The organism is Phenylobacterium sp. (assembly GCF_036963605.1).
In the GTDB taxonomy this organism is placed as follows: Bacteria; Pseudomonadota; Alphaproteobacteria; order Caulobacterales; family Caulobacteraceae; genus Phenylobacterium.
Window position 1 is genome coordinate 23,595 of the sequence record NZ_JBALUY010000014.1, and the last position, 24,077, is coordinate 47,671.

Here is a 24,077-nt window from a genome sequence, read left to right on the forward strand (position 1 = left end):
CACTCGCCTCCGGCGCGCTTCAAGCGCTCAGCAGGAAAATCCCGAACGCCGGCGCGGCGCTGATCCAGCGCCGTTCCATCTTCCACCCCGCCTTGCCCGCCAGGGCCTCCAGCCGCTCGGGCGTGAACTTGTGTGAGTTCTCGGTGTGGATGGTCTCTCCCGCGGCGAAGTGGAAGCGCCGACCGGCGACCTGAACGTCCTGGTCTTTGCGCGACACCAGATGCATTTCGATCCGCGCGGCCTCGGCGTTCCAGAGCGCGCGATGGGAAAAGGCGGCGAGATCGAAGTTTGCGTCCAGTTCCCGGTTCATCCGGGCCAGCAGGTTCAGATTGAACGCCGCGGTCACGCCTTGGGCGTCATCATAGGCCGCGACCAGCACCGCCTCATCCTTGACCAGATCGGCGCCGACCAGGAAGCGCGCGCCATCGCCGAGCAGGTGGCGGGCGTTGACCAGAAATTCGACCGCCTCCTCCGGCGTCAGGTTGCCGATGGTCGAGCCGGGGAAGAAGCCGACCGCTGGCCGGCCTTGCGCGGCCGTCGGAAGGTCCAGGGCCGTAGTGAAGTCGTCGGCCAGGGACGCGAGCGTCAAGGCGGGGTAGTCGGCGGACAGGTTGGCTACGGCCTCGTCCAGGGCGCTCGGGCTGATGTCGATGGGCGTATAGACCGCGACCTGCGGCGCATGGTCCAGGATCTGGCGCGTCTTCAGGCTGGCCCCACTACCGAACTCCACCAGCGCTGCGCCCTGTGGGATACAGGCTGCTATCTCTGCAGCCGCGTCCTGAAGAAGGGCGAGTTCGGTGCGGGTCGGATAGTATTCCGGCAGCCCGCAGATATCCTCGAACAGGCGCGAGCCCTCGGCGTCGTAGAAGTACTTGGGCGACATCGCCTTTTGCGGGCGCGCCAGGCCCGACAGGGCGTCGGCCTCGAAGGCGCTGCGGCGGCGGGGCTTGGGGGCCGCGCCGTCCTTGGCCAGGCGCAGACCCGAGAACATCCACCGCTGATGCGGGTGGAAGAAGTTGCGATAGGTGGTCCGCACATGGCCGGTTGGCGTGACGCAGGCGCCGCCGCGCAGCACCATCTGGCCGCTCATGAACTTGCCGTTGTACTCGCCCACCGCCCCTTCGGCCGGGGCGAAGCCCGGATAGGGGCCATAGGCGCTGCGGGTCCACTCCCAGAGATCGCCATACATCTGGCGCAGGCCAGACCCGCTGGCCGCCGTCGGCGCAGGACAGGCGCGGTCGAGGAAATTGCCGCGGCGGGGAAGTTGAGCGGCGGCATGCTCCCACTCGGCTTCCGTGGGCAGGCGCGCGCCGGCCCAGGTCGCGAAAGCGTCGGCCTCGAAGTAGCTGAGGTGGGCCACGGGCAGGTGAGGATCGATGGGGCGCAGGCCTTGGAGGCTCATGGCGCTCCAGCCAGTCCCGACCTCAGCCTCCTGCCAGTAGAAGGGCGCGCGCCAGCCCTCGGCCTGGACGCTAGCCCAGCCGTCCGAGAGCCAGAGCTCGGCCCGCTCATAGCCACCGTCGGCCATGAAGCTCAGCCACTCGCCATTGGTCACCAGGCGGTCCGCCAGGCTGTAGGGCGCCAGATAGGTCTTGTGCCGCGGGCCTTCGTTGTCGAAGGCGAAGCCCTTTCCGTCATGGCCGATCTCTACAAGCCCGCCCTCGAAGCCCTGAAAGTTCGGCGGCCCGGGATCTGCCGCCAGGCCGGCGACAGCGCCGCGGCCATAGGCGGGCTTCAACGGCGACTGGGCGAAGAGATGCAGGATATCCATCAGGATCAGCTCCTGATGCTGCTCCTCATGGGCGACCCCCAGGTCGAACAGGTCCTCAAGAACCGTTTCGCCCGACAGCAGCAGACGGGTCATCGCCTCGTCCACATGGGCGCGATAGGCCATCACCCGCTCCTGAGAGGGACGGGTCAGAAGCCCCCGTTGGGGCCGAGGCTGACGGGGGCCAAGGGCTTCGTAATAGGAGTTGAAGAGGAACCCGAACCGTTCGTCGAAAACCCGATAGCCCGGCAGACCAGGGATTAGGAGGAAGGTTTCAAAGAACCAGGTAGTATGGGCGAGGTGCCATTTGGTCGGACTGGCGTCCGGCATCGACTGGGCCAGTTGGTCTTCAGGCGACAGGTCGCGGACCAGATGTTCGCTGCGCGCCCGGGTGGTGAGGTACCGTTGCAGCCGCGCCTGGGCGGGCGCATCCTGGGCGGCGAAGGTCATGGTTGCGTCGTCCGAAGGCGCCATTCCACCCCTCCCCCATCCTGGTTCCGCAGGCCGGCCGGCCGCGCCCCTCGCCAGTGCGAAGGTTCAGAGTTGAACGCTGATCAGGCGCCCCCTGTTCCTTAAGGTTGGTCCTCAGGCCCGCCGGCGCAACCCGGAACGGAAGACTCTTGTCCACGTTGGTGACTGGCGACCGATCAGCCCCCTATCGGCCACAAGGAGCAGGTGTGACGAGCGAAGGCTCCCAGATGACGCGCGACCGGTGGCGGGACGCCGTGGTGGCCATGATCCCGGCCTTGCGCGCCTTCGGCTGGTCGCTGACTCACAATGGCTCGGACGCCGACGATCTGGTGCAGGACACCCTGATCAAGGCCTGGGCCAATCGCGACAAGTTCGAGCCCGGGACCAATCTGCGCGCCTGGCTCTTCACCATCCTGCGCAACACCTACTACACCCAGATCGCCCGGCGGCGGCGCGAGGTGCGCGACGAGGACGGCGATTACGCCAAGCAACTGAAAACACCCCCCAGCCAGGACTGGAGCGTCGCCATGCAGGACCTCCAGGCCGCCCTCGCCCAGTTGCCGGACGAGCACCGGGAGGCCCTGATTCTGGTCGGCGCAGCCGGACTCAGCTACGAGGAGGCCGCAGAAATTTGTGGCTGCGCGATCGGCACCATCAAGAGCCGGGTGAACCGCGCCCGCAACAGGCTGATCAAGATCATGGAGGATCGCGAGGCTCCAGATCCAGAGCCAGAGGCGTCGAACGCGGTCACCCCGCGATAGCGGCTCGCGGGGCCGCGGACGCGGGCGTCAGGTCGGTTTCACTCTGCGTCTGGGTCTGGCCGTCCAGCTGATCCACCATCGATATAATGCGGTCGGGCACGGCCTGGGACTGGATCTGCTTAAACATGGCCGACAGCTGCGCTGTCAGCTCATCCTTCGTCGGGGGCCGGTCGGCCGCCATGGGGAAGCTCCCTGTGCGAGACTCTGCGATGTTGCCGTCAAGAAGGTTAACGCAGCCTCTCCGACGGAACGAGTCGGAGACCGCGGGGGTTGAACCGGACCATCCAAGGAGACCCCCATGGCTGAACACCCCAAGCCGCCCGCCTCCTCTACCGAGCGCACCAGTGATGAGCCCGGCAAGACCCGTCCCGGCGCCCAGGCCTTTGGTATCGGCGCCGAAGAGGCGAGGCCCGAACCGAGCGGCATTGTCGATGAGCACAAGGCCTATGTGAAGGAAATCGGACATCCCACTGCGCCGGAGACCGATCTGGGCGAACCGGCCGAGGAAATGCCCGATCCCGTGGAAAAGCCCTGACCTAGATATTTGCCGGGAACCTGCGCCGCTTCGACGGGCTTAACTTCGGCATGTTCCAAGCAGACGCCGCAGGCGGCTTCGAAGGCGGCCTGACGTCGCTGCTGCGAGACCACCCCGAGCAGGCTGGACTGGTGGTCGGCCTGCTGGTCTTCGCCGAAAGCCTCGCCTTCGTCGGTTTCTTCGTCCCATCCACCCCGATGCTGCTGGCCATCGGCGCCATGCTGGGCGCAGGCCTCCTGGAACCTGGCCCCCTGCTCCTCTACGCCATTACGGGCGCCGTGGCCGGCGACGCCGTCTCCTACGAACTCGGCCGCTGGATGGGCCCCTCAGCCCTTCGCCATCGCGTGTTGGCGCGTCGTCGCCGCGCCGTGGCGCGGGCGCGCCTGTTCATCCGCAAGGCCGGTATGTTGACCATGGTGCTCGGCCGCTTTACCGGCCCGATCCGCTCGCTGGTCCCCCTGGCCGCCGGCATGCTGAAGATGCGCCGTCTGAGCTTCCAGGTCGCCAACCTCATCGGCGCGGCGCTCTGGATCCCGGTGATGCTGGCGCCTGGCTATCTCGCCGCCCAGGGTCTCAGTCTTCTGCCGGAAGGCCTGTTGAGGCCTGCGCTCGCCGGCCTCGCTGTGATGGCCTTCGCCCTTCTGGTCTGGAAGTGGCGCAAAGGTCAGTCTGCGTCAGGCTGAGACGGCCACCATCGCATTGATCTTGGCCGCGAGCTCTTCCAGCCGGAACGGCTTGGCCACCATCGACATCCTGGCGCCGAGGAAGTCGGCCCGGATCGTGGCGTTTTCGGCGTAGCCCGTGATGAACAGGATCGGCAGTTGCGGCCGGTGAGATCGCGCGATCTCGGCGAGCTCCCGCCCATTCATGCCGGGCAAACCGACGTCCGAGATCAGGAGGTCGAACGGCATGGCCGAGGCCAGGATGGGGATCGCTGCATGCGGCTCGGCCGCCTCGACGGTGAGATAGCCCAACTCCTCGAGCACCTCGCGGACCAGCAGGCGAACAGCTGGATCATCCTCCACGACCAGAACCCGCTGCCCGTCCCCAGGCGGGGCGGCGTCGGTGGCGGACATCTCATCAGCCACCTCCTCCTCGGTGGCGGGTAGGAGAACCTCGACCGTGGTCCCGTCGCCCGGGCGGCTGTCGATCCGCACATGCCCGCCGCTCTGCCGGGCGAAGCCATAGACCATCGAAAGGCCCAGACCGGTTCCCTGCCCCAGGGGCTTGGTGGTGAAGAAGGGGTCGAAGACCTTCTCCACGAGGTCGGGCGCCATGCCGACGCCGCTGTCGGACACCGAGACCACCACATAGCTCCCCGGCGCGACACCCAGCCGCTGGGCGGCGGCCTCGCCCAGATCAGTGGCGCGGGTCCCGATCGTCAGCTCGCCCCCGTGGGGCATGGCGTCGCGGGCGTTGATCGCCAGATTCAGCAGGGCGCTTTCCAGCTGGTTGACGTCCACAATGGCCCGCGGAAGGTCGGGGGCGAAGGCGAACCGCAGCTGTATTCGTTCATCCACCGAACCCCGGATCAGTTCGTTGAGCGAGGCGGCCAGGCTGTTGATATCGGTGGGCTTGGGGTCGAGGGATTGCCGGCGGGAAAAGGCGAGCAGGCGCTGGGTCAGCGCCGCGGCCCGGCTGGCCGAGGCCTGCGCCGCGTCCATGAACCGGTCGATATCCTCCAGGCGGTTCGAGGCGATCCGCCGCCGCATGATGTCGAGGGAGCCGATCACGCCGGTGAGCATGTTGTTGAAGTCGTGGGCGATGCCGCCCGTAAGTTGCCCCACCGCCTCCATCTTCTGGCTCTGCCGCAGGGCGGCCTCGGCCTTGGCGCGCTGCGCCACCTCCGCCTCCAGTTCGGCTGTGCGTTCCCGAACCTTGAGTTCGAGGGCGTCGTGGCTTTGCGCCAGCAGGACCATCTGGTCGCGCAGGGCGAACTGCCGCCGCCGGCTGCGGAGCGCCACATCGACGGCGCTCAACAGAGATCGTGCGCCCAGCGGACGCTCCAGCAGGATGGCGTTGGTGATATCGGCCAGCAGCCGTCCCGAGATGCCGTCGGCGGAAAGACGGGCGCTGTGGCGCCTGGAGGTCAGAATGAGCACGGGAATGTCCGACCAGGCCGGCTGATCGGCCAGGGCGGCAGCCAGCACGGTCGATGCGGCCACGCCCTCTTCCGTCGCCAGAACCGCTCCGGTGCTCTGATCAAGCGCGCTGACGAGCCGGTCCAGATCACCGAAGACCTGGGCGCTATAACCGGCGCCCCGCAAGAGGCCGGCGATCGTCTCGCCGTCGCGACCGAAGGGGGCGCAGACAAGGATCGGGTTCCGCCCGACGTCTTCTCTAGGACTCAACGGCCCGCGGCTCCATCAAGGGCGTGGGCTCGCCGGCATATTCGGGCGTTCCCGTCATCACCCCTCTGAAATTGGTGAGCGGCTCTCCGATCCGGATGCCGCCGCTGTCGATGCGCAGCTCGCGAATGGTGTCCTCGTGGGCGCCGCCGCGGTTCTTGATGACGGAGATCGCCTTTCGCACCCGGCCCTCGGCTTCGAAGAAGCGGATGAGAACAACGGCGTCGGCGACATAGGAGATGTTCAACAACCCCGTCGCCATGCTTCCGACAAGCCCGGATTGAGGATTGATCAGGAAGGTCACCAGCCCCTGCTGGTTCAGATAGGACAGCAACTCGTGCACCTGCAGGATCAACTGCTGTTCCTGGGGCATGGCCGCCATATAGCCGCTGAGGCTGTCGATGACGACGATGCGCACAGATCGCTCCATCACCTCGCGACGGATCATCCAGGCGAACTGTCCGGGAGAAACCTCGGCAGGGTCGATCTGGGAGATGGTCAGGGCGCCGCTGTCGATATGCTTCTGCAGGTCGATGCCCATTGTCTCGGCGCGCACCAGGAGCGTGCCGATGCGTTCGTCGAACTCGAACAGGGCCGCGCTCTCTCCGCGCTCGCAGGCGGCATAGACGTATTGCAGAGTCAGGGTCGTCTTGCCTGCGCCCGCAGGCCCGGTCACCAGGGTGGTGGTCCCGCGCAGCGGGCCGCCGGCCAGCAGCCGGTCCAGTTCCGGCACGCCGCTCGGCGTCGGCTCGCCGGCGAAGGGCGCGTGGTGTTCGGCCGCGATCAGCCGCGGATAGACCTCCAGGCCGCCTTCCTGGATCGTGAAGTCGTGAAAGCCTGCGACGAAATTGACCCCTCGCAGCTTCTGCACCTGCAGGCGTCGGCGCGCCGCGCCGAACTCAAGGGTCAGCCGCTCCAGGGTGATCACCCCATGGCAAAGGCTATGCAGGTGGGCGTCGCGCTGCCCGTGCTCGCCGGTGAGATCGTCGACCAGGATCACGGTGATGTTCCGGCCGGCGAAGAACTGCTTCAGCGCCAGCACCTGCCTGCGGTAGCGCAGCGGATCCTGCGCCAGGAGGCGCATCTCCGAGAGGCTGTCGAAGACGATGCGGGTCGGCTGAACCTCATCGACCTTCTCTTGGATCAGCCGGACAGTGCCGCCCAGTTCCAGCTCCCAGGAATGCAGGACCGACTGTTCCCGCCCCTCGCCGAGCACCTCATTGGCCGAGGCGAGTTCGAACAGATCGATCCCATCCAGGTTCCAGCCGTGGGACTCCGCGACCGCCTGAAGCTCTTCGGAGGTTTCCGAAAGAGTCACGTACAGGACCCGTTCCCCCTCACGGACGCCCTCAAGCAGGAAGCGCAAGGCCAGGGTGGTCTTCCCCGACCCGGGCGCGCCTTCAAGCAGGTAGACCCGGTTTGGCGGCAGTCCGCCCCGTAGGACATTATCCAGCCCGAGGCTGCCTGTGGAAACACGCACCGGCTTGGCCGGCTTACTCTCAGTCATGTGGCCCTCTCAAGAACCGGCTTATGGCGCGCATCCGATTTGAGCGCTGCCGTGGGGTTCAACGCCCGAACGTCACCATAGGCTCCTGAACGGCCCTAGGTTCGGTGCAGCGCGGTGCTTTGAGTCAGAAGGTCTGGATCGACGCCGCCAAGCACCGCCTGCGCCACCGCCTCCAGACCCTGCGTCGTCACGCCGGCTGGCTGTGACGGCGGCGCATCGAGCTGGTCGAGATAGACCCGCAAGGTGGCTCCTTGAGTGCCGGTGCCGGAGAGACGAAACACCACCCGCCCGCCGTCGGACAGGAACAGGCGCACGCCCTGACCCTCTGACCTGGCGCCCGTCACCGGGTCTTCGTAGGCGAAGTCGTCCGCGCCCTCGATGAGCCGCTCGGCGACCGCCGTCCCGCGCAGGCTTGCAAGCCTGTGACGCAGGGACGCCACGGCTTCGGCCGCGCGTTCGCTCGGCAGCCCTTCCCAGTCGAGCCGCTGGGTCGCCACGCGGCCAAAGCGCGCCCAGTGCCGGGTCACCACCTCTTCCACCGAAAGGCCGCGGGCGGCGAGGATGTTGAGCCAGTAGAGCACAGCCCAGAGGCCATCCTTCTCACGGACATGGTCCGATCCCGCCCCGGCGCTCTCCTCCCCGCACAGGGTGATGCGGCCGGAATCCAGCAAGGCGCCGAAGTATTTCCACCCCGTGGGGGTTTCGTAGCAGGGAAGCTCCATGGCCGCGGCGACGGCGTCCACCGCACGGCTGGTGGGCATGGAGCGCGCGACGCCTGCGATGCGCCCCCGATAGCCGGGCACGTGCTCGGCGTTGGCCAGCAGGATCGCCAGGCTGTCGCTGGCGCTCACCGGGAAGTGGGGTCCCATGACCAAGTGGCGGTCGCCATCGCCGTCCGAGGCCGCGCCCACGGCGGGCGCATCATCGGCGTTCATCCGAGACGCCAGCGCCTTGGCGTTGGCCAGACTGGGATCGGGATGGCCGCCACCGAAGTCGGGCAGCGGCGCGCCCCGCAGGATGGCGCTTTCCGGAGCGCCCAGGCGCCGACAGAAGATCTCGGCGGCGTAGGGGCCTGTCACGGCGTGCATCGCGTCGAACAGCAGGCCCCCGGCCGGCGCCCGGAGGAACTGGGCGATGCGGTCGAAATCGAACAACCGTTCCATCAGGTCCGCATAGTCGGCGGCGGGATCGACCACCTCCACCGCCAGGGGTCCGAGTTGCTGTGGTCCCAGCTGCGCCAGGTCGAGGCCTGCGCCGTCGAAAATCCTGTATTCGGAGATCTGGCGGGTCCGCGCGAAGATGGCCTCAGTGACGTCTTCCGGCGCTGGCGCGCCATTGGGTCCATTGACCTTGACGCCAAAGTCGCCGTCGGGTCCCCCCGGATTATGGCTCGCCGACAGGACAATGCCGCCCCAGGCCCCCCGACTGCGGATCAGATGCGACACGGCCGGCGTCGATAGCAGGCCGCCCTGCCCCACCACCGCGCGCCTTGCGCCATTGGCCGCGGCGATGCGCAGGATTTCCTGGGCCGCCGGCTCGGTGAAGAAGCGTCCGTCCCCGCCCAGGACGATCTCGCCGTCGATGGGGCAGATGTCGAACACGGCCTGGATGAAGGTCGCCAGGTAGTGCGGGGTCTGGAACCGGCGCGTGGACTTGCGCAGGCCCGACGTGCCGGGACGCTGGTCGTCGAAGGGGCCGGCCGTGACGACGCGAACGCTCATGCGCCGATGTCCATGCGGCCAAAGGATCGGTGGGGCGGCTTTGAATTCATCGATTTCCCGTGGATGCCGACGCTGCGGGCTGACAGATTTTTCGAGCTAGGTCTCCGGCGCCCAACGACAGCGCCTCCCCAGCCAGCGTGGAAGGAAGCGCAGCAAGCGACCGCAGCGTTCCCCAAGACTGTGGGCGAGGCTCCGATGGCCCGCAAGACGATATTGGCCCGGATCAGATTGCTTTCCCGCCCGCACGAAGCCGCTGAGATCCAAGGCGCGGCTGACCGCCAAGCGCGCCGTCGGCGCCGTCTGCGGACAGCGGCTTTAATTCGTGGAGAATGGCGGTGACGGGGGCCTCTTTTATGTGATTTTTCAATTACTTACATCACATCTTCCGGAGTGTGCCAAGGTCCGCCGTGCCGTCGGCCGACGATCTGGCACACTTGGCACCCCACTTTTCTTTATAAGTCGCAAGCACTTAGCCGTCCCGGCACCTACACCAGAGGGGTGCCACGCAGGTTGAGAAATGGCACCCTTGGCCGCGCCGGATGCCTTAGGTCTCAGTCGGACAGGAAGCGAGCCTCACGCCGCCGCGGGCTGATGTGCTGGATGACTAGTCCATTCGCATTGGCCGCAGTCCTCATAGTATGCCCCGTCCGGCTCGATAGCATCGTCATAGAAGGTCCTGACGTTTCTCGAGTGGCACTTGGGGCATTCGTCAGTGCGGTCGTGCCGCTCGCGACTCATGAGGTGGGCCAGTTGCGTTACCAGCGCATCGACTGAATCTATGGCAATCAGAGCGGATGTCTTGTTCGCGTTCCGATGGTGCGTGACCCAATTGACCAGCTGCCACGTCGACTCATTCGCTGACTTCAAGTGAGCGCGCAGTTCCTTGTTGCTCCGGCCTCCACAGAGGTGATTGAGCAGGACTTCGCCCCATCCGATCACATTGGCATCCTGCGGCCGATCAACATCCTCAGGAAGGTCCACACGACGTCGCACGGCTGACATAAGCGAGATCAGACATTCACGCAGCTGCATGCCAACAGCTTGGAAGTCGACCGCCTCAACCGCCCGGTCGATCAAGTCCTTCGCTTGAGCTTGCCGCCTGAACACCTCGTCGAACGGATTCTCGGAGGGACCATCTTTAGTTTGCTTGCTCATCACGCGCGCCATAAGGCCGACGTGAAATGAGAGGGTATAGTCGAGACTGGGGAAGTGGCGCTGCGAGTAGAGATTCGTCGCGTTGGTTATGACCCACCAACGATCCTTGTCAGTTGTGACGTCCCACATCTCGTAGGGCGTGCCCCACACATACTCGATTTTGAGGCGCTCTACGTTGAGCACCGTCTCGTCTGGAGCCTGGCCCTCCACATATTCGGCAATATTCTTCTCAGCTCCAAAGTCACGCTCTGGGCTATATAGGCCAAGCTCGTCAGCAGGCAGCGGGTGGTCGGGCGGCATTGTGCAGTCGTCAGGATGTGCGTTTACACCAATTGTGCGACGCCGCCCTTTGCGCCTGAGCCAACTCGCGATGTTCGCTAGCTTCAGCATGATACGGCGACGCTACATGTCTTTGGTGCGCCGCGCGATTCCTACGCGACAGGCGATCGAGCATTCCGCTCAGACGGCATGGCCGGCGTCACATGTTTTGATCCTGCAGACACCGCCAATCACGCCAACGACAGCGCGTTCCGGCACCCCTCAAGCCTCTGAATTAGTTAGGATTTTCGTCCATTTTTGGGGGTGCCATGGCACACACGCCAAAAAAGGGCGCTAAGCCCTTGATTTTATTCAAGAAGAGTGGCGGTGACGGAGGGATTCGAACCCTCGATACCCTTTCAGGTATGACGATTTAGCAAACCGTTGCCTTCAGCCACTCGGCCACGTCACCTTGTTGATAACGCTCCGCTTTTCCGGAGCGCCTCCGCCATTTTGCAACCAGTTTGCAGCCGACTGCTTGGCGGAGGCCGGTTTCTACCCGAGGTCAGCTCAGATGCAAAGGCCTGAGGAGGAGATCGCTCCATGCCGTGCCTCGCATGAGACAGCCGATAGGCGGCGGCGCGGCTATCGCGCTCCGCTCATCGAGAACAGGCGCATCGCAGCGACAGATGCCGGGCGCGCTTTCTTCACCGGTAGAAGTGCGCGCCGCCAACGCCTGCGGACCAAGCAGGCGCCGGCTTTGCGCATCAGCTCGCGGACTCCCCCTAGGCTCCGATGATCCAGCCGTCGGTCAAGGCGTCCATCTGGATAGCTTGAAGGATCAATTGGTCACCGCCGGAGAGCGTGATGACCGTGTTCGCCTCCACCTGGGCGACCGAGTATTGCGAGCCTGGCGCCAAGATAACCCGATCGCCTTCGGCGACGCTGAAGTCGACGACAACGTCGAGCCCGGCCCCGACGAAGGTGTGGAACAGGTCCGCGCCAGCGCCGCCGGAAACCGTGTCGTTGCCGACGTCGCCAGAGACGAAGTCGGACCCGGCGCCACCCAGCACATAGTCGTCACCCTTGCCACCACGAACGATGTCGTCTCCATCATCACCCGAGACGATGTCGTCGCCTTCACGGCCGTGAACGAGGTCTGAGTCCTTGCCGCCATGGGCGGTGTCGTTCCCGAGATCGCCTGTGACGTAGTCCGCGCCGGCATTGCCGTGGACGAAGTCGTTGTCCTTGCCGCCAAGGACGGCGTCGTCGCCGGCCCCGCCCTCAACGCTGTCGGCGCCGGCGTTGCCCTGCAGGGAGTCGAGGCCTTCGCCGCCGCTAAGCTCGTCGGCGCCGTCCTGGCCTGAGGCGGTGTCGTTGCCGGCGCCGGCGCTGATGACGTTGTTGAGGCTGTTCCCGGTGATCGCATCGGAGCCTGTCGTCCCGGGGATGGAAGTCGGCGGCAGCGGCGGCGGCGGCGGCGTAACCGTCGTGTCGATGGCGTAATTGTTGGAGTCGGTCGTCCCGGTCCCGGCGTTGCCGGCCGCGTCCGCGACGCCGGTGTTGTCGAGCGTGATGACGTTGGTGGTGTCGGCGATAGCGGCCGTGGGCGTGAGAGTGGCCGTCCAGGTGATGCCGCCGTCAGCCGAAGACACCGCGCTCAGGGCGCCGTTCGCCACCGTCAGATCGGCATTGGTGAACCCGACAACCGCCTCGGAGAAGGTGATGGTCACCGCAGACGTTTCGCCCGCCGTGAGCGCGGCATCAGCCACCACGATGCTGACGGTCGGGCGCGCAGTGTCGATCGCATAGTTGTTGGAATCGGTCGTCCCGGCCCCGGCGTTGCCGGCGGCGTCCGCGACGCCGGTGTTGTCGAGTGTGATGACGTTGGTGGTGTCGGCGATGTCGGCCGTGGGCGTGAGGGTGGCCGTCCAGGTGATGCCGCCGTCAGCCGAAGACACCGCGCTCAGGGCGCCGTTCGCCACCGTCAGATCGGCATTGGTGAGTCCGACAACCGCTTCGGAGAAAGTGATGGTCACCGCAGAGGTCTCGCCGGCCGCGAGCGCGGTATCGGCCACCACGACGCTGGCGGTCGGGCGCGCCGTGTCGATAGCGTAATTGTTGGAGTCGGTCGTGCCGACGCCGGGCGTCGCACCGGCGTCGGTGACGCCAGACTTGTCCACCGTAATGACGTTGGTGGTGTCGGTGATGGCGGTGTCGGGCGTGAGAGTGGCCGTCCAGGTGACGCCGCCATCGGCGGACGAAACCGCGCTCAAGGCCCCATTGGCGACGGTCACGTCGGCATTGTTGAAGTCGAGGACCTGCTCGGAGAAGGTGAAGGTGACCAGCGACGTCTCGCCGGTTCTAAGAGCCGTGTCTGCGACGACAATGCTGACTGTAGGGGCTGCCATGGTGTGCGTTTCCTCCGGGGGCTGGTGGCCTGACTGCCGATCAATCCAGGCGTCTGGCTGTTCTCCCGCGAGGCTCTCCGCGCCGGCTTACCAAGTGGTTTATTGGGCGTCGCTCGAGCACAAGCGAGGCGACATGCCACACCTCCGCCTGGGGTGTTCCGGGGGCGGCGGAGGCTGGTTCAAAGCGGCGCCGTGCGAAAGAGCCGCGCGAGGCCGAGGTTAACCTGTCGATCAGGGGCGGCGCCCCATACTGAGCGGGAATTCCTTGGCCCGCGTACAGAATGTCCAACCTGGTTCGTCTCCCTCAGGCTTTCCACAGAGCCCCCCGCCCCTCGCCGGCCGATCACGCGCCCGAGACCGAGGCTGAGACGCAATTCGCCCTGGGTCTGGAACAGGGCCTGGAGGGCGCCCTGCCCCCGGCCGAGGCGGCGCCCGTCCTGGATCGACGCGGTCCAATGCGCCCGGACCGCCTGAGCCCCACCCGCAGGCGGCTACAGGGCCAGGCCTATGCCTGGGCCTTCCAGGCGGTGGACGGCCTCTACCTGCTGGTCGCCGGGCTCGTGGCCTTCGCCATCGGGCCAGCCCCGGCCGGCGTCTATGCGACACCCGCCCTGGCGGTGATGATTTCGCTCAGCCTGTTCGAGACCTACGGATTCCGCAGCCGGCAGGGTCTGGCCTATCACCTGGCCCAGACCTCCGTGGCCGCCGCCGTCGGCGTGCTGACCGCCATCGCCCTCCTGTCGGCCTTCCTGCCCCTGCCCGCCGTGGTGACAGCCCTGGGTCCATGGACCGTCGCGGCCTTCCTCGGAGTCTACGGCCTGCATGGGGTCTGGTGGATGATGGTCCGTCGCTGGCGAGTCGATGGCCGGCTGACCCCCAATGTCGTCGTCGTCGGCGCCACGCCGGCGGCCGAGCGGCTGATCGGCGAGGCGATCCGGTCTGGGGAGATGAATATCCTCGGGATCTTCGATGACCGCCTGGCCCGGGTCCCCAGCGCCCTGCGCGGGGTCCCCGTCCTGGGTGACACCCAGGCCCTGCTCGACCACCGCATCATGCCCTATGTGGACCGGGTGATCGTCGCCGTGCCTACCGGCGCCCGGGATAGGGTGCGCCAGGTGATCGCGGCCCTGCGCCCCCTGCCCAACGAGATCAGCCTGCTGCTTGAAGACGAAATCGCGCCGGTGGACGCCGTCGCCGTTCGGCGAAACCAGACGATCAGCGACCTGCCCCTGGCCCGCATCTCCGGACCGCCGCGCCATCTTGGGCGGGCGATCACCAAGCGCACGCTGGACCTAGTGGTCGGGGTCGCCGCCCTGGTCCTGGCCCTGCCGATCATGGCGCTGATCGCGCTGGTCATCCGCCTCGACAGCTCCGGCCCGATCCTGTTCCGGCAGCGTCGGCAGGGCTTCAACAACGAAGAGATCGTGGTCTGGAAATTCCGCTCCATGCGCCATGACCTCGCCGACGCCAGAGCCCGCCAGCAGGTGCAGGCCGACGACGTGCGGGTCACCCGGGTGGGCCGCTTCATCCGCCGCACCAGCCTCGATGAGCTGCCGCAGATCTTCAATGTGCTCGCCGGCGAGATGTCCCTGGTCGGCCCCCGCCCCCACGCCATCGGCATGATGACCGGCGATGTGGAGTCGGCCCGGCTCGTGGCCGAATACGCCCACCGGCACCGGATGAAGCCCGGCATGACCGGCTGGGCCGCCATCCACGGCTCCCGCGGGCCGGTGGACACCCCCGCCGATGTGCGCCGCCGCATTCAGCTGGACATCGAATATATCGAGCGCCAGTCGATCTGGCTCGACCTCTACATCATCGCCATGACCATCCCCTGCCTCCTCGGGGATCGGCAGGCCGTGCGCTAGGGACAGGCCTCATGTTCTGGCGCGGCGTGGTCGGCTATCTGCCGGTCAACATCATCCAAGGCCTGGTAGGGTTGGCGACCATCGTCACCTTCACCCGCCTGCTGGCGCCCTCGCAGTTCGGCGACTACGCCCTCGGCTTTTCGGTGATGAGCCTGCTGCACACCGCCATCTTCACCTGGAACGAGGCCGCCATGGCCCGGTTCTGGGTGGCGGAGGTCGACAAGGGCCAGGGCGGCGCCCATGCGGCCACCGTCTATCGCACCTGGCTCGCCCTGCTGGTCGTCTTGCCGCTGGCGCTCGCCGCAGCGCTCCTCGTGCCCATGGCGCCGGGCCTGCGGCTGGCTGTGGTCTGCGGGGTGCTGGCGGTCCTGCCGCGGACCTTCGCCAAGCTGGCCCAGGAACGCCGCCGTGCGGCCGGGGAAGTGGCTGGCGCGGCCTCCATCGACATCATCCAGACCCTGGGCGCCTTCGGGGTCGGCGCGGTCCTGGCCTATCTGGGCTTCGGCGGCGCCGCCCCGCTGATCGGCTTCGGCGCCGCCGCCGCCGTCTGCATGGCCTGGACCCTGCCCTCGGAATGGGCGCACAGCCGCAGCGGCCGGTTCGAAGCGACCCGCGCGCGGAGCTATCTCGGCTATGGCCTGCCGGTCGCCCTGTCGCTGATCCTGGCGCTGGTGCTGTCGACCACCGACCGGTTCCTGCTGGCGGCCTTCCTCGATGAGGCGGCGGTGGGCGTCTATCACGCCGGCTACAGCCTGGCGAACCGCACCCTGGACGTCCTGTTCATCTGGCTGGGCGCCGCCGGCGGCCCGGCCCTGATCGCGGCCCTGGAGCGCGGCGGCGAAGGCGAACTGGGCATAGCCGCCCGGGAACAGGCCAGCCTCATGCTGCTGCTCTGCGTGCCCGCCGCCGTGGGCCTGGCCCTGGTGGCCGCGCCCCTGTCGCAGTTGATGGTGGGACAAGAGCTGGCCGTGGGCGCGGCCCACGTCACCCCCTGGATCGCCGCCAGCGGCCTGCTGGCCGGCCTGACCACCTACTACTTCCATCAGGCCTTCACCCTGGGCCGGCGCACCGAGCTGTTGCTGGGCGCCATGGCCATTCCGGCGCTCGCCAACCTGATCCTCAACCTGATCCTGATCCCGCGGTTCGGCCTCAACGGCGCCCTGTGGGCCACAGTGGCCAGCTATGGGCTGGGCCTGGCGGCCTCGGTGGCGCTCGGAGCCCGCAGCCTTCGCCTGCCGGTGCCATGGACGCCCTTGCTGCAGACCGTCTTCGCCACGGCGGTGATGGGCGCCGCCGTCGCCCAGGTTCCGGCCCTGGGCGGCTGGGCCGAGCTGATCCTGAAGGCGGGCCTCGGCGCCGTCGTGTTCGGGGCCATCACCTTCGCCCTGGACACCGGCGCCCTGCGCAGCCGCGGCCTGGCGCTGGTCCGCGGCTACAAGGCGCGCACCGCATGAGTCAGACCCTGTTCGACAATGCGCCCTGGGCCGACGGCCAGCCGCGCCTCTCGGTGCTGATCCCGTTCAAGGGCGATGACCCCTGCGATCTTCTCGCCACCCTGGGACGCGAGCCGGTGGCCGCAGAGATCATCGTGCTGGACGACGGCACGGCTGACGCCGCCCTCACCGAGCGGGTCCGCGCGCAGGTCGAAGCCCTGCCCCTGCCCGCCCGCCTGGTGACCCTGGCGACCAACGAGGGCCGGTCCAAGGGCCGCAACCGGCTGGTCAGCCATGCGCGGGCCGGCCACTTCCTGTTTCTCGACAGCGACATGGCGCCCGACACCCCCGACTTCCTGGGCCGCTGGCTGGCCCTGATCGCGCAGGACGATCCGGCGGTCGCCTTCGGCGGCTTCTCGCTGCTGCAGGTCGAGCCTCGCCCCGACCAGGCCCTGCACCGGGTCATGGCCGGCCACAGCGACTGCCTGCCAGCGTCAGAGCGGATGGGGGCGCCCGAGAAGCACGTCTTCACCTCCAACCTGCTTGTCCGCCGGGACGTCTTCGCCGCCGAGGGCTTTGACGAGGGCTTCGCCGGCTGGGGCTGGGAGGATGTGGAGTGGGGCATGCGGGTGGCCAGGCGCTGGCCGATCCTGCACATCGACAACACGGCCACGCACCTCGGCCTCGACAGCGCCGCGACCATCGCGGCCAAGTACGAACAGTCGGCCGCCAACTTCGCCCGGGTGGTGGCCGCCCATCCCGACGTGGTCCGCACCTATCCCAGCTATCGCGTCGCCCGCATCCTGCGCCGCGCGCCCCTGCGCGGCCTGTGGCGGCCGATGATCAAGGCCTATGCCCTGAATGGCCTGGCGCCGCTCAGGACCCGCGCCTTCGCCATGCGCCTCTATCGCGCCGCCCTTTACGCCGAGGCTGTCTGATGTCCCCTGCCGAAGCCTACCAGCCCGACCGTTCGCTGAAGGGCAAGATCCGCCGCCGCGTGGTGCGCCTGGCCCATCGCCGACCCCTGGCTACCGAACCGCAGAGTCCCATGGTCACCTTCAGCTTCGACGATGCGCCGCTGAGCGCCGCCGAGGCCGGCACCGCCCTGCTGGAAACCCGCGGCGCGCGGGGGACCTTCTATGTCTCGGCCGGGCTGGCAGGGACCGACGGGCCGATGGGCCGCTATGCGGAGGCTGGGGACTACCAGCGGCTGGCCGCCGCAGGTCACGAGATCGCGTGCCACACCTTTGGCCACCTGGACTGCGGTCGCGCCTCAGGCGCGCAGGCCAAGGCCGACGCCGAGCGCAACCTGGCGGTCCTGGCGCAGTGGGAGACCGGCCCGGTGACCAGCTTCGCCTATCCCTATGGCGACGTCGCCGCCGGACCAAAGCAGGCGCTTGCTCCCGGCTACGCCACCCTGCGCGCTCTGCACCACGGCGTGATCACCGCCGGCACGGACCTGAACCAGACCCCGGCGGTGGGGATCGAAGGGGCCGACGGTGAGGCGATCGCCAGCCGATGGCTGGACGAGGCCCTCGCCCGCAAGGCCTGGCTGATCCTCTACACCCACGATGTGCGGCAAGCGCCCTCGCCCTGGGGCTGCACGCCGGAGGCCCTGGCCCGTCTCATCGACCGCGCGCGGCGTGGCGGGGCCGAGATCGTCACGGCGGCGCAGGGCGCGCAGCGTCTGGGCGTCGGCGTCCGGGGTGCAGCTCAGAAGGCGTAGGACACGGTGACGCCAAAGCGGCGCGGCCGGGGCGCATAGATCGCTGGCTGGCGCCCCGCCGTGGCGAATTCCGCCGCATGGGTGTCGGTGACGTTGTCGATAAACGCCTCCAGGGACCAATCGTCGGCGCGAAAAGTGGCGCGAAGCTTCAACAGCCAGAAATCCCCCAGCGCCGTGTCGGATCCGACGCCAGGTTTGAAGGTGCTGTGAGAGCGGCCCGTATATGAAAGATCTCCACGCAGGACCACCGCCTCTCCCGCCGGAAGGTCAATCCTCCGCTCCAGCCAGCCGCCGGCGGCCAGGGTCGGTACGGCCGGCAGCCGGTCGCCCGCCGAACCGAGGCCCGCGCCGTCGGCGCTGGCCTGATCGCTGGTCAGCACCGCATCGGTCAAGGCGAGGTTGGCGCCGCCGCGAAGCACAGGACTCAGCCAGAGGGCGGCGTCAGCCTCCAGGCCATTCACCCGCGCCTTGCCGACATTGGTGATGAAGGAGAAGGCGCCGTTGGCGCTGTTGGCCGTGTACTGCATGTCCTGCCAGTCGATCGTATAGAGGGCCGCGTCCAGGGTCAGGCGGCTGTTCAGCCAGCTGCCCTTCATGCCGATCTCATAGTTCCACAGGGAGTCGGCGCCATAGGCCGACAGGTTCTCCGGCAGGCCCGGCGCAGGATTGACCCCGCCGGGACGAAACCCCTGGGAGGCCTGCACATAGCCCAGGGTCGTGGGCGAAAACCGATGACTGGCCAGGGCCTTCAGGCTCCAGCCCCGCTCCCGGGTGGCCGTGCGGAAATTGGCGTCGGCGGTGTTGGAGATGACATTGACGACCAGGGCCACGCCCCGGGTCTGCTTTTCGTATTCGAAGCGGCGCGCGCCCAGGACCACGGAGGTGTCACGATCGGCGCCCAGCGTGACCTCGCCATAGATGGCCCGCTGGGTCAGCCGGCTGTCGACGATACGCCGACCGGTGAATCCCGCCTCAGGCCGCGGAAGCCCCGTCTTCGGATCGGCCGCCAGCACCTGGCTGTCGATGACATCGTCGCGCACCTCGCGAAACAGGCCCGCCGTCCAGGCGATCGGCCCATCGATATCGGACTGGAGGTGGATCTCCTGCACCTGGGCGTCGAGCTGGATCGGCTGATAGAGGAGGCCCGGGCTGCGGCTGTCCACATAGGCGGCGTAGACATTCAACTGGGCCGGCGTGCAGAGCGCCGCCGAAGGCTGCAGATATCGTCGGCATCCTTCCGGGTTCAGCCGCTCGGCCTCCAAGGTGACGGTGTAGTCGAAGTAGCGGGTGCTATCCCAGCGATAGGCTGCGGCGTTGGCCGCCAGGCTCACCCCCCCGCCCCGCCAGGACAAAGCCCCCTGATAGAAGGCGATCTCGCCGTCGAAGGGGGTTCGTACATAAACGCGGCTGACATGACGCGGAGCCGTCGCCGAGCCGGCGCTGGTGTCGGCCAGGTCACTGTCCTGATAGGCCGCGCTCAGGTCCAGGGTCAGGTCGTCGGTGATCTGGGCGCGCAGTCCCAGGCGGACACCCCGGACAAGGCTCTCATTGATATGCGAGAGGCCCAGGCGCCCATTGTCCACATAGGCCGGATCCTGCTGGTGATAGGCCGCCAGGCGAAGGCCGACGCGGTCCGCGACCAGGGGCTGGTTGAGCACGAGGGTCCCGCCGCCACCGACCTGGCCGGCATTGGTCGAGACGGTCGCCGATACCTGGCCGCCGGCCTGCGACAGGTCTGGACGGTTGAACGCCACCTTCAGCGCCCCGCCCATGGCGCCGGCGCCATAGAGCGTGCCCTGCGGCCCGCGAAGCAGTTCGACGCGCGCAACGTCCACCAGCAGGAATTCCGGCGAGGAGCCGCCCGGATCGGCGTTGGTGGCGCTTGGCCCGGTCACCGGCGCCTCGTCATAATAGAGGGCCGTGGTCGCCTCGCCGGCCCCATAGACGCCGCGCAGGCTGAGCCGGTTGCGACCGACCCCCGTACCCGTCTGGATAAGGCCCGGCATCAGTTCGACCGCGTCAGCGAAGCTGACCGCCCCGGCCCGCGTCAGGTCCTCGCCGGAAAAGACCCGCATGGACATGGGGGTGAGGCGCTCCAGCGTGGGGCGACGCAGAGCCGTCACCATGACGCCGGCCACCTCGGCCTCGCCGGCGATCACCGCCGGCCCAGGCGCCGGCGGTGCGGGGCGTCGCTCGATAAGATAGCGACCTTCAAACGCCCGCCAGGTGAGGCCCGAGCCGTTCAACAGGGCGGTGAGGGCGGCGGCGGAGCCCATCGCCCCCGAAACCCCCCGGGTCCGGAGACCGGCGACGAGGTCAGGCGTAAACAGAATGTCCCGATCGCTCTGCTCAGAGAACCGGGTGAGCGCCTGGCCCAGGGGCAGGCCCGCAGGGATGGAGTAGGACCCGGTCGCGTCGGCGGCGGCTGCGGCTGTCGCCGGCAGCAGGACGCAAGTCAGACATGCGATGGCGGTCCCAATCGGGTGAAGGCTCAATGACGACACGGCTCCGCCCCCAGACCGTGGCTTTCCCGCAGGCCGTTCGCCTTGGCCAGTCCGGCGCCCCACCGGCAGGGGCGATTTTCACCGGTCCGCCTCATGGACGACGAGAGGCGCGCGCCACCGCCTCAAAAGCCGGCAGCCGCCGCGCCGGGCGCCTGCGCTGACCCAACCCCATTGACCTTACCCTCGCTTGTCCCAAACATGACCGCAATAAGACTATTCGGGGTGTTCGGGGTAACCAATGGCTTGGGCCGAAACGACCAGGACCGACGAGGAGCCTGAGGGGTTGGCCTTTGCCTCCCTGCCGTTTCAGCCGGCTCTCCGCGCCTTTTTCGGACGCCGGGCCGAAGCTCATGAGATCGACGACCTGATCCAGGAGGTGCTGCTGCGCATGCACAGCCGCCGCAGCAGCGTCGAGATCGCCAACCTCCCCAGCTTCATCTTCCAGACCGCCACCAATGTTCTGCTGGATCGCCGGCGCCGCGAAACGGTGCGCCGAGCCAGCGCCCATTGCGAATTGCAGGAGATTTTGCATCCTCGCGACGATCTGTCGCCTGAACGGATTCTGCAGGCCAAGCAGGAGGCCTCCGTCGCGGTGGAGGCATTGAAGGCGCTCTCTCCTCGCACGAGGGCGGCATTCGTACTCATCCGCTTCGAAGGATTGAGCTATAAGGCCGCCGCGACGCGACTGGGCATCTCGGTCAGCGCCGTCGAAAAGCATGTCACCAAGGCGCTTCGGGTCGTCTCGACCCGACTGCAGGAATCCGATGAACGACGATCACCGATCCGCCGGACCTTCGGGTGATCCTGACGCCGCGTCGTGGGTCGTGCGGTTGGAGCGTCATCCGGGCGACGCCGATGTCCGAAGAGAATTCGAAGCCTGGCTGGCCGCCGACCCGTCCCACGGCCCCGCCTGGGCGGCGGTCTCAGGCGCCTGGGATCGTCTGGGCGGGCTTAGAGACGATCCGGAAATCCTCGCCGCCCGCGCCGCCGTAGCCGCTGAACTTGAGGCCGAGCGCCGCGGCGCGCACCTGCCCTGGGCGGCCGGAATCGCCGCCGTCATGGTCACCGGCGCCGCCCTGCTGGGCTATGGCGCCTGGCGCGAAGGCCCCTCGTCGGACGCCCCGACTCAGATCGCCGCCACCGAGACCCTGGCCGTCTATCGCACCGACGTAGGCGGGCGACGCACGGTCGTGCTCGAGGACGGCTCCAAGGTGACCCTGAACACCGACACCGAGGTTCGACTGACCGGATGGGGCGAGGGCCGCGACCTGACCCTGGTGCGGGGCGAGGCCTATTTCGAAGTCAGCAAGGATCCGAAGCGCCCCTTCGTGGTCACCGCGGGCGGCCGGACCGTGACGGCGCTGGGTACGGCGTTCGATGTCCGGTTGGAGCCGCGGCGCTGGTCGGTCAGCCTGGTGGAAGGCAAGGTTCGTGTCGTCGCCGACACCGGCCAGGTGGACCTGGCGCCCGGCGATCACCTAGTTCAGGACGGCGGCGGTCCGTGGACTGTCGAAAAGCGCGATCTCGATAAGCTGACGAGCTGGCGTGACGGCAGCCTCGTCTTCGAAAACCGTCCTCTCGGCGTCATCGTCGAGGAGATGAACCGCTATTCCGCGCGCAAGATCGAAGTCACCGATCCGGCCCTGGCCGCCCAGCCGTTGAGTGGCCGATTCAAGTCCGGGGACACGGCCGGGTTCGTGGCCATGCTGGAGGCCTACGGCCTGGCGCGCGCCCATTCCAGCAGCGCCGGGACAATCGAGCTGCATCCCATCATTTCTGAGTGAGGCTTCTCGCTCTGGCTGCGTCTTGCAGGGGAAGATTGGCGCGCCCTGCGCCGATAGCCGGAGGACTCATGGCCGGGATTTCGCCAGCGCAGCGTCTTAAGCGCCATAGGCGTCTCGGAATGGGCCCTTCCTCGCACGAAAGACCAGTCGCTGGCCGCAGACTTTCGCGTGAAGGAGACCAGCCGACCGGTCCCCGCGCCATCTTCAATTTTATCCATTTGCAGCCGGGTGGATCGCCCCGGGTCGAAAGAGGGTCTAGGAATGATACGAAAACACGCATTGGCGAGCGCCGCCCTGGCGCTGGTCATGGTCCTGGGGGGCGCAGCGAACGCGGCGACCGTCACGCCGCCCAGCGAAGCCTTCGCCCAGAATCCGGGAAGCGACTACTTCCTGGCCGACTACACGGCCTATGAATCCTATCTGAAGACCCTGGCCAGCCAGTCTGACCGCATCAAGCTGGTGGATTTCGGCAAGACCGAGGAAGGCCGCACCCAGTGGATGGCCATCGTCTCCTCCCCGGCCAACCTCGCCCAGCTTGACCACTACAAGTCGATCTCGCGGCGGCTGGCCAAGGCCGAGGGCCTGAGCGAGGCCGACGCCGCCGCCCTGGCGGCCGAGGGCAAGGCCGTGGTGTGGATCGATGCGGGCCTGCACGCCACCGAAACGGTGACCAGCCAGGGCCAGATCCAGGTCCTCTACCGCCTGCTGACCATGAACGACGCCGAGACTCAGCGGACGCTGGACGATGTCATCATCCTGTTCGCCCACGACAATCCGGACGGCATGGAACTGGTGTCGGACTGGTACATGCGCCACGACGATCCTCTGAAGCGTGAGTTCCAGAGCATCCCTCGCCTCTACCAGAAGTATATCGGCCACGACAACAATCGCGACAGCTACATGTCGCAGATGGCTGAGACGACCAACGTCAACCGGCAGCTTTTCCACGAGTGGTTCCCGCAGATCATCTTCAACCAGCATCAGACCGGCCCCACCGGCATGGTCGTGTTCGTGCCGCCGTTCCGCGACCCGTTCAATTTCAACTATGACCCCCTGGTCATGACCACCCTGCAGGAGGTGGGCATGGCCATGCACAGTCGTCTGGTGGTCGAGGACAAGCCTGGCTCCGGCGCCCGCAGCTCGGCCTCCTATTCCACCTGGCACAACGGCATGGTCCGGTCGGTGGCCTATTTCCACAACGCCATCGGCCTGCTGACCGAGATCATCGGCGGCCCGACGCCGGAGACGGTGAAGCTGGTGCCCGATCTGCAGCTGGCCAATGGCGACCGGCCCATGCCCATCGCGCCCCAGACCTGGCGCCTGGCCCAGACGGTCGAATATCAGTGGAGCATGAACCGGGCGGTCATCGACTACGCCTCGCGCAACCGCGAACGCCTGCTGTTCAACATCTACAAGATGGGCGCCAACAGCATCGCCCGGGGCTCCGAGGACAGCTGGACCATCACCCCCAGCAAGATCGATCGCCTGAACGAAGCCGCCGCCGCTGCCCGACCGGAAAACGCCGGCGCGGCCGCGGAGGCCGGCTACGGCCGCGCCGGGGCGGTTGATCCCGAGCTCTACGCCCTGCTGCAGAAGCCGGAGGATCGCGATCCGCGCGGCTACATCATCCCTGCCGACCAGGCCGACATGCCGACGGCCACGGCCTTTGTGAACGCCCTGATCAAGACCGGGGTGGATGTCGACCGCGCGACACGGGCCTTCCGCGTCGGGGACAAGTCCTATCCGGCCGGCTCTTATGTGGTGAAAACCGCCCAGGCCTACCGGCCGCACGTCCTCGACATGTTCGAGCCGCAGGACCATCCGCAC

The 24,077-nt window shown here is 67.4% G+C and carries 18 protein-coding genes and 1 tRNA gene; 10 read left to right on the top strand and 9 right to left on the bottom strand.

Annotated features, from left to right (window positions below; translation table 11 throughout):
* Nucleotides 1-19: 19 nt before the first annotated feature.
* Entirely contained in the window at nucleotides 20-2,242 is a 2,223-nt protein-coding gene (gene egtB / locus V7702_RS04430; RefSeq protein WP_335648931.1) for an ergothioneine biosynthesis protein EgtB, read from the bottom strand.
* A gap of 224 nt (nucleotides 2,243-2,466) precedes the next feature.
* On the opposite strand from egtB, the gene V7702_RS04435 reads away from it, so the two are divergent.
* Nucleotides 2,467-3,000, top strand: a complete 534-nt coding sequence (locus V7702_RS04435) for a sigma-70 family RNA polymerase sigma factor (protein ID WP_335648932.1) — start codon at nucleotides 2,467-2,469, stop codon at nucleotides 2,998-3,000.
* Here V7702_RS04435 and V7702_RS04440 read toward each other — a convergent pair.
* Nucleotides 2,987-3,181, bottom strand: coding sequence for a hypothetical protein (locus V7702_RS04440; protein ID WP_335648933.1), 195 nt, complete (start codon nucleotides 3,179-3,181; stop codon nucleotides 2,987-2,989). The two genes, V7702_RS04435 and V7702_RS04440, sit on opposite strands and share 14 nt — an antisense overlap.
* Before the next feature lie 117 nt (nucleotides 3,182-3,298).
* Between V7702_RS04440 and V7702_RS04445 the strand changes: the two genes are divergently transcribed.
* Together V7702_RS04445 and V7702_RS04450 are read left to right on the top strand one after the other, a co-directional pair.
* Nucleotides 3,299-3,535: a hypothetical protein gene (locus V7702_RS04445; RefSeq protein WP_335648934.1), complete on the top strand. Its 237-nt coding sequence runs from the start codon at nucleotides 3,299-3,301 to the stop codon at nucleotides 3,533-3,535.
* Between the two features lie 50 nt (nucleotides 3,536-3,585).
* Nucleotides 3,586-4,218, top strand: a complete 633-nt coding sequence (locus V7702_RS04450; protein WP_335648935.1) for a DedA family protein — start codon at nucleotides 3,586-3,588, stop codon at nucleotides 4,216-4,218.
* Here V7702_RS04450 and V7702_RS04455 read toward each other — a convergent pair.
* From V7702_RS04455 to V7702_RS04480, 6 genes are all read right to left on the bottom strand, one after another.
* Entirely contained in the window at nucleotides 4,210-5,886 is a 1,677-nt protein-coding gene (locus V7702_RS04455) for an ATP-binding protein (RefSeq protein WP_335648936.1), read from the bottom strand. The genes V7702_RS04450 and V7702_RS04455 overlap by 9 nt on opposite strands.
* Nucleotides 5,876-7,390 (bottom strand): ATPase domain-containing protein, encoded by a 1,515-nt coding sequence (locus V7702_RS04460; RefSeq protein ID WP_335648937.1) that lies wholly within the window; start codon nucleotides 7,388-7,390, stop codon nucleotides 5,876-5,878. The genes V7702_RS04455 and V7702_RS04460 overlap by 11 nt, the downstream gene beginning before the upstream one ends.
* A 95-nt stretch (nucleotides 7,391-7,485) precedes the next feature.
* Nucleotides 7,486-9,111 (bottom strand): alpha-D-glucose phosphate-specific phosphoglucomutase, encoded by a 1,626-nt coding sequence (locus V7702_RS04465; RefSeq protein WP_335648938.1) that lies wholly within the window; start codon nucleotides 9,109-9,111, stop codon nucleotides 7,486-7,488.
* 573 nt (nucleotides 9,112-9,684) lie between these two features.
* Nucleotides 9,685-10,566 carry a hypothetical protein gene (locus tag V7702_RS04470; RefSeq protein WP_335648939.1) on the bottom strand — a complete coding sequence of 294 codons (882 nt, stop codon included), beginning with the start codon at nucleotides 10,564-10,566 and terminating at the stop codon, nucleotides 9,685-9,687.
* 340 nt (nucleotides 10,567-10,906) lie between these two features.
* Nucleotides 10,907-10,996 (bottom strand) — tRNA-Ser (locus V7702_RS04475).
* Nucleotides 10,997-11,309: 313 nt separating this feature from the next.
* On the bottom strand, nucleotides 11,310-12,935 hold the full coding sequence (locus V7702_RS04480) for an Ig-like domain-containing protein (protein WP_335648940.1): 1,626 nt from the start codon (nucleotides 12,933-12,935) through the stop codon (nucleotides 11,310-11,312).
* A gap of 281 nt (nucleotides 12,936-13,216) precedes the next feature.
* Here V7702_RS04480 and V7702_RS04485 point away from each other — a divergent pair, with 281 nt between their 5' ends.
* From V7702_RS04485 to hfsH, 4 genes are read left to right on the top strand one after another with little or no spacing between them, the layout of a single operon-like run.
* Complete coding sequence (locus tag V7702_RS04485) at nucleotides 13,217-14,803, top strand: exopolysaccharide biosynthesis polyprenyl glycosylphosphotransferase (RefSeq protein WP_335648941.1); 1,587 nt, start codon at nucleotides 13,217-13,219, stop codon at nucleotides 14,801-14,803.
* An 11-nt stretch (nucleotides 14,804-14,814) separates the two neighbouring features.
* Nucleotides 14,815-16,257, top strand: coding sequence for a polysaccharide biosynthesis protein HfsF (hfsF, locus tag V7702_RS04490; RefSeq protein ID WP_335648942.1), 1,443 nt, complete (start codon nucleotides 14,815-14,817; stop codon nucleotides 16,255-16,257).
* A complete protein-coding gene (gene hfsG / locus V7702_RS04495; protein ID WP_335648943.1) occupies nucleotides 16,254-17,174 on the top strand; it encodes a polysaccharide biosynthesis protein HfsG in 921 nt (306 codons plus the stop codon). Before hfsF ends, hfsG begins: the two co-directional genes overlap by 4 nt.
* Complete coding sequence (hfsH, locus tag V7702_RS04500) at nucleotides 17,174-17,962, top strand: oligosaccharide deacetylase HfsH (protein ID WP_335648944.1); 789 nt, start codon at nucleotides 17,174-17,176, stop codon at nucleotides 17,960-17,962. Before hfsG ends, hfsH begins: the two co-directional genes overlap by 1 nt.
* Here the strand turns inward: hfsH and V7702_RS04505 are convergent.
* Complete coding sequence (locus V7702_RS04505; RefSeq protein ID WP_335648945.1) at nucleotides 17,950-20,457, bottom strand: TonB-dependent receptor; 2,508 nt, start codon at nucleotides 20,455-20,457, stop codon at nucleotides 17,950-17,952. The genes hfsH and V7702_RS04505 overlap by 13 nt on opposite strands.
* Before the next feature lie 247 nt (nucleotides 20,458-20,704).
* Here V7702_RS04505 and V7702_RS04510 point away from each other — a divergent pair, with 247 nt between their 5' ends.
* The 3 genes from V7702_RS04510 to V7702_RS04520 all read left to right on the top strand — a co-directional run.
* A complete protein-coding gene (locus V7702_RS04510; protein ID WP_335648946.1) occupies nucleotides 20,705-21,268 on the top strand; it encodes an RNA polymerase sigma factor in 564 nt (187 codons plus the stop codon).
* The gene (locus V7702_RS04515) at nucleotides 21,231-22,250 is read left to right on the top strand and encodes a FecR family protein (RefSeq protein ID WP_335648947.1); all 1,020 of its coding nucleotides are present in this window, start codon (nucleotides 21,231-21,233) and stop codon (nucleotides 22,248-22,250) included. The genes V7702_RS04510 and V7702_RS04515 overlap by 38 nt, the downstream gene beginning before the upstream one ends.
* Before the next feature lie 261 nt (nucleotides 22,251-22,511).
* Nucleotides 22,512-24,077 (top strand): M14 family metallopeptidase (locus tag V7702_RS04520; protein ID WP_335648948.1); only part of this gene is annotated, 1,566 nt, incomplete at its 3' end.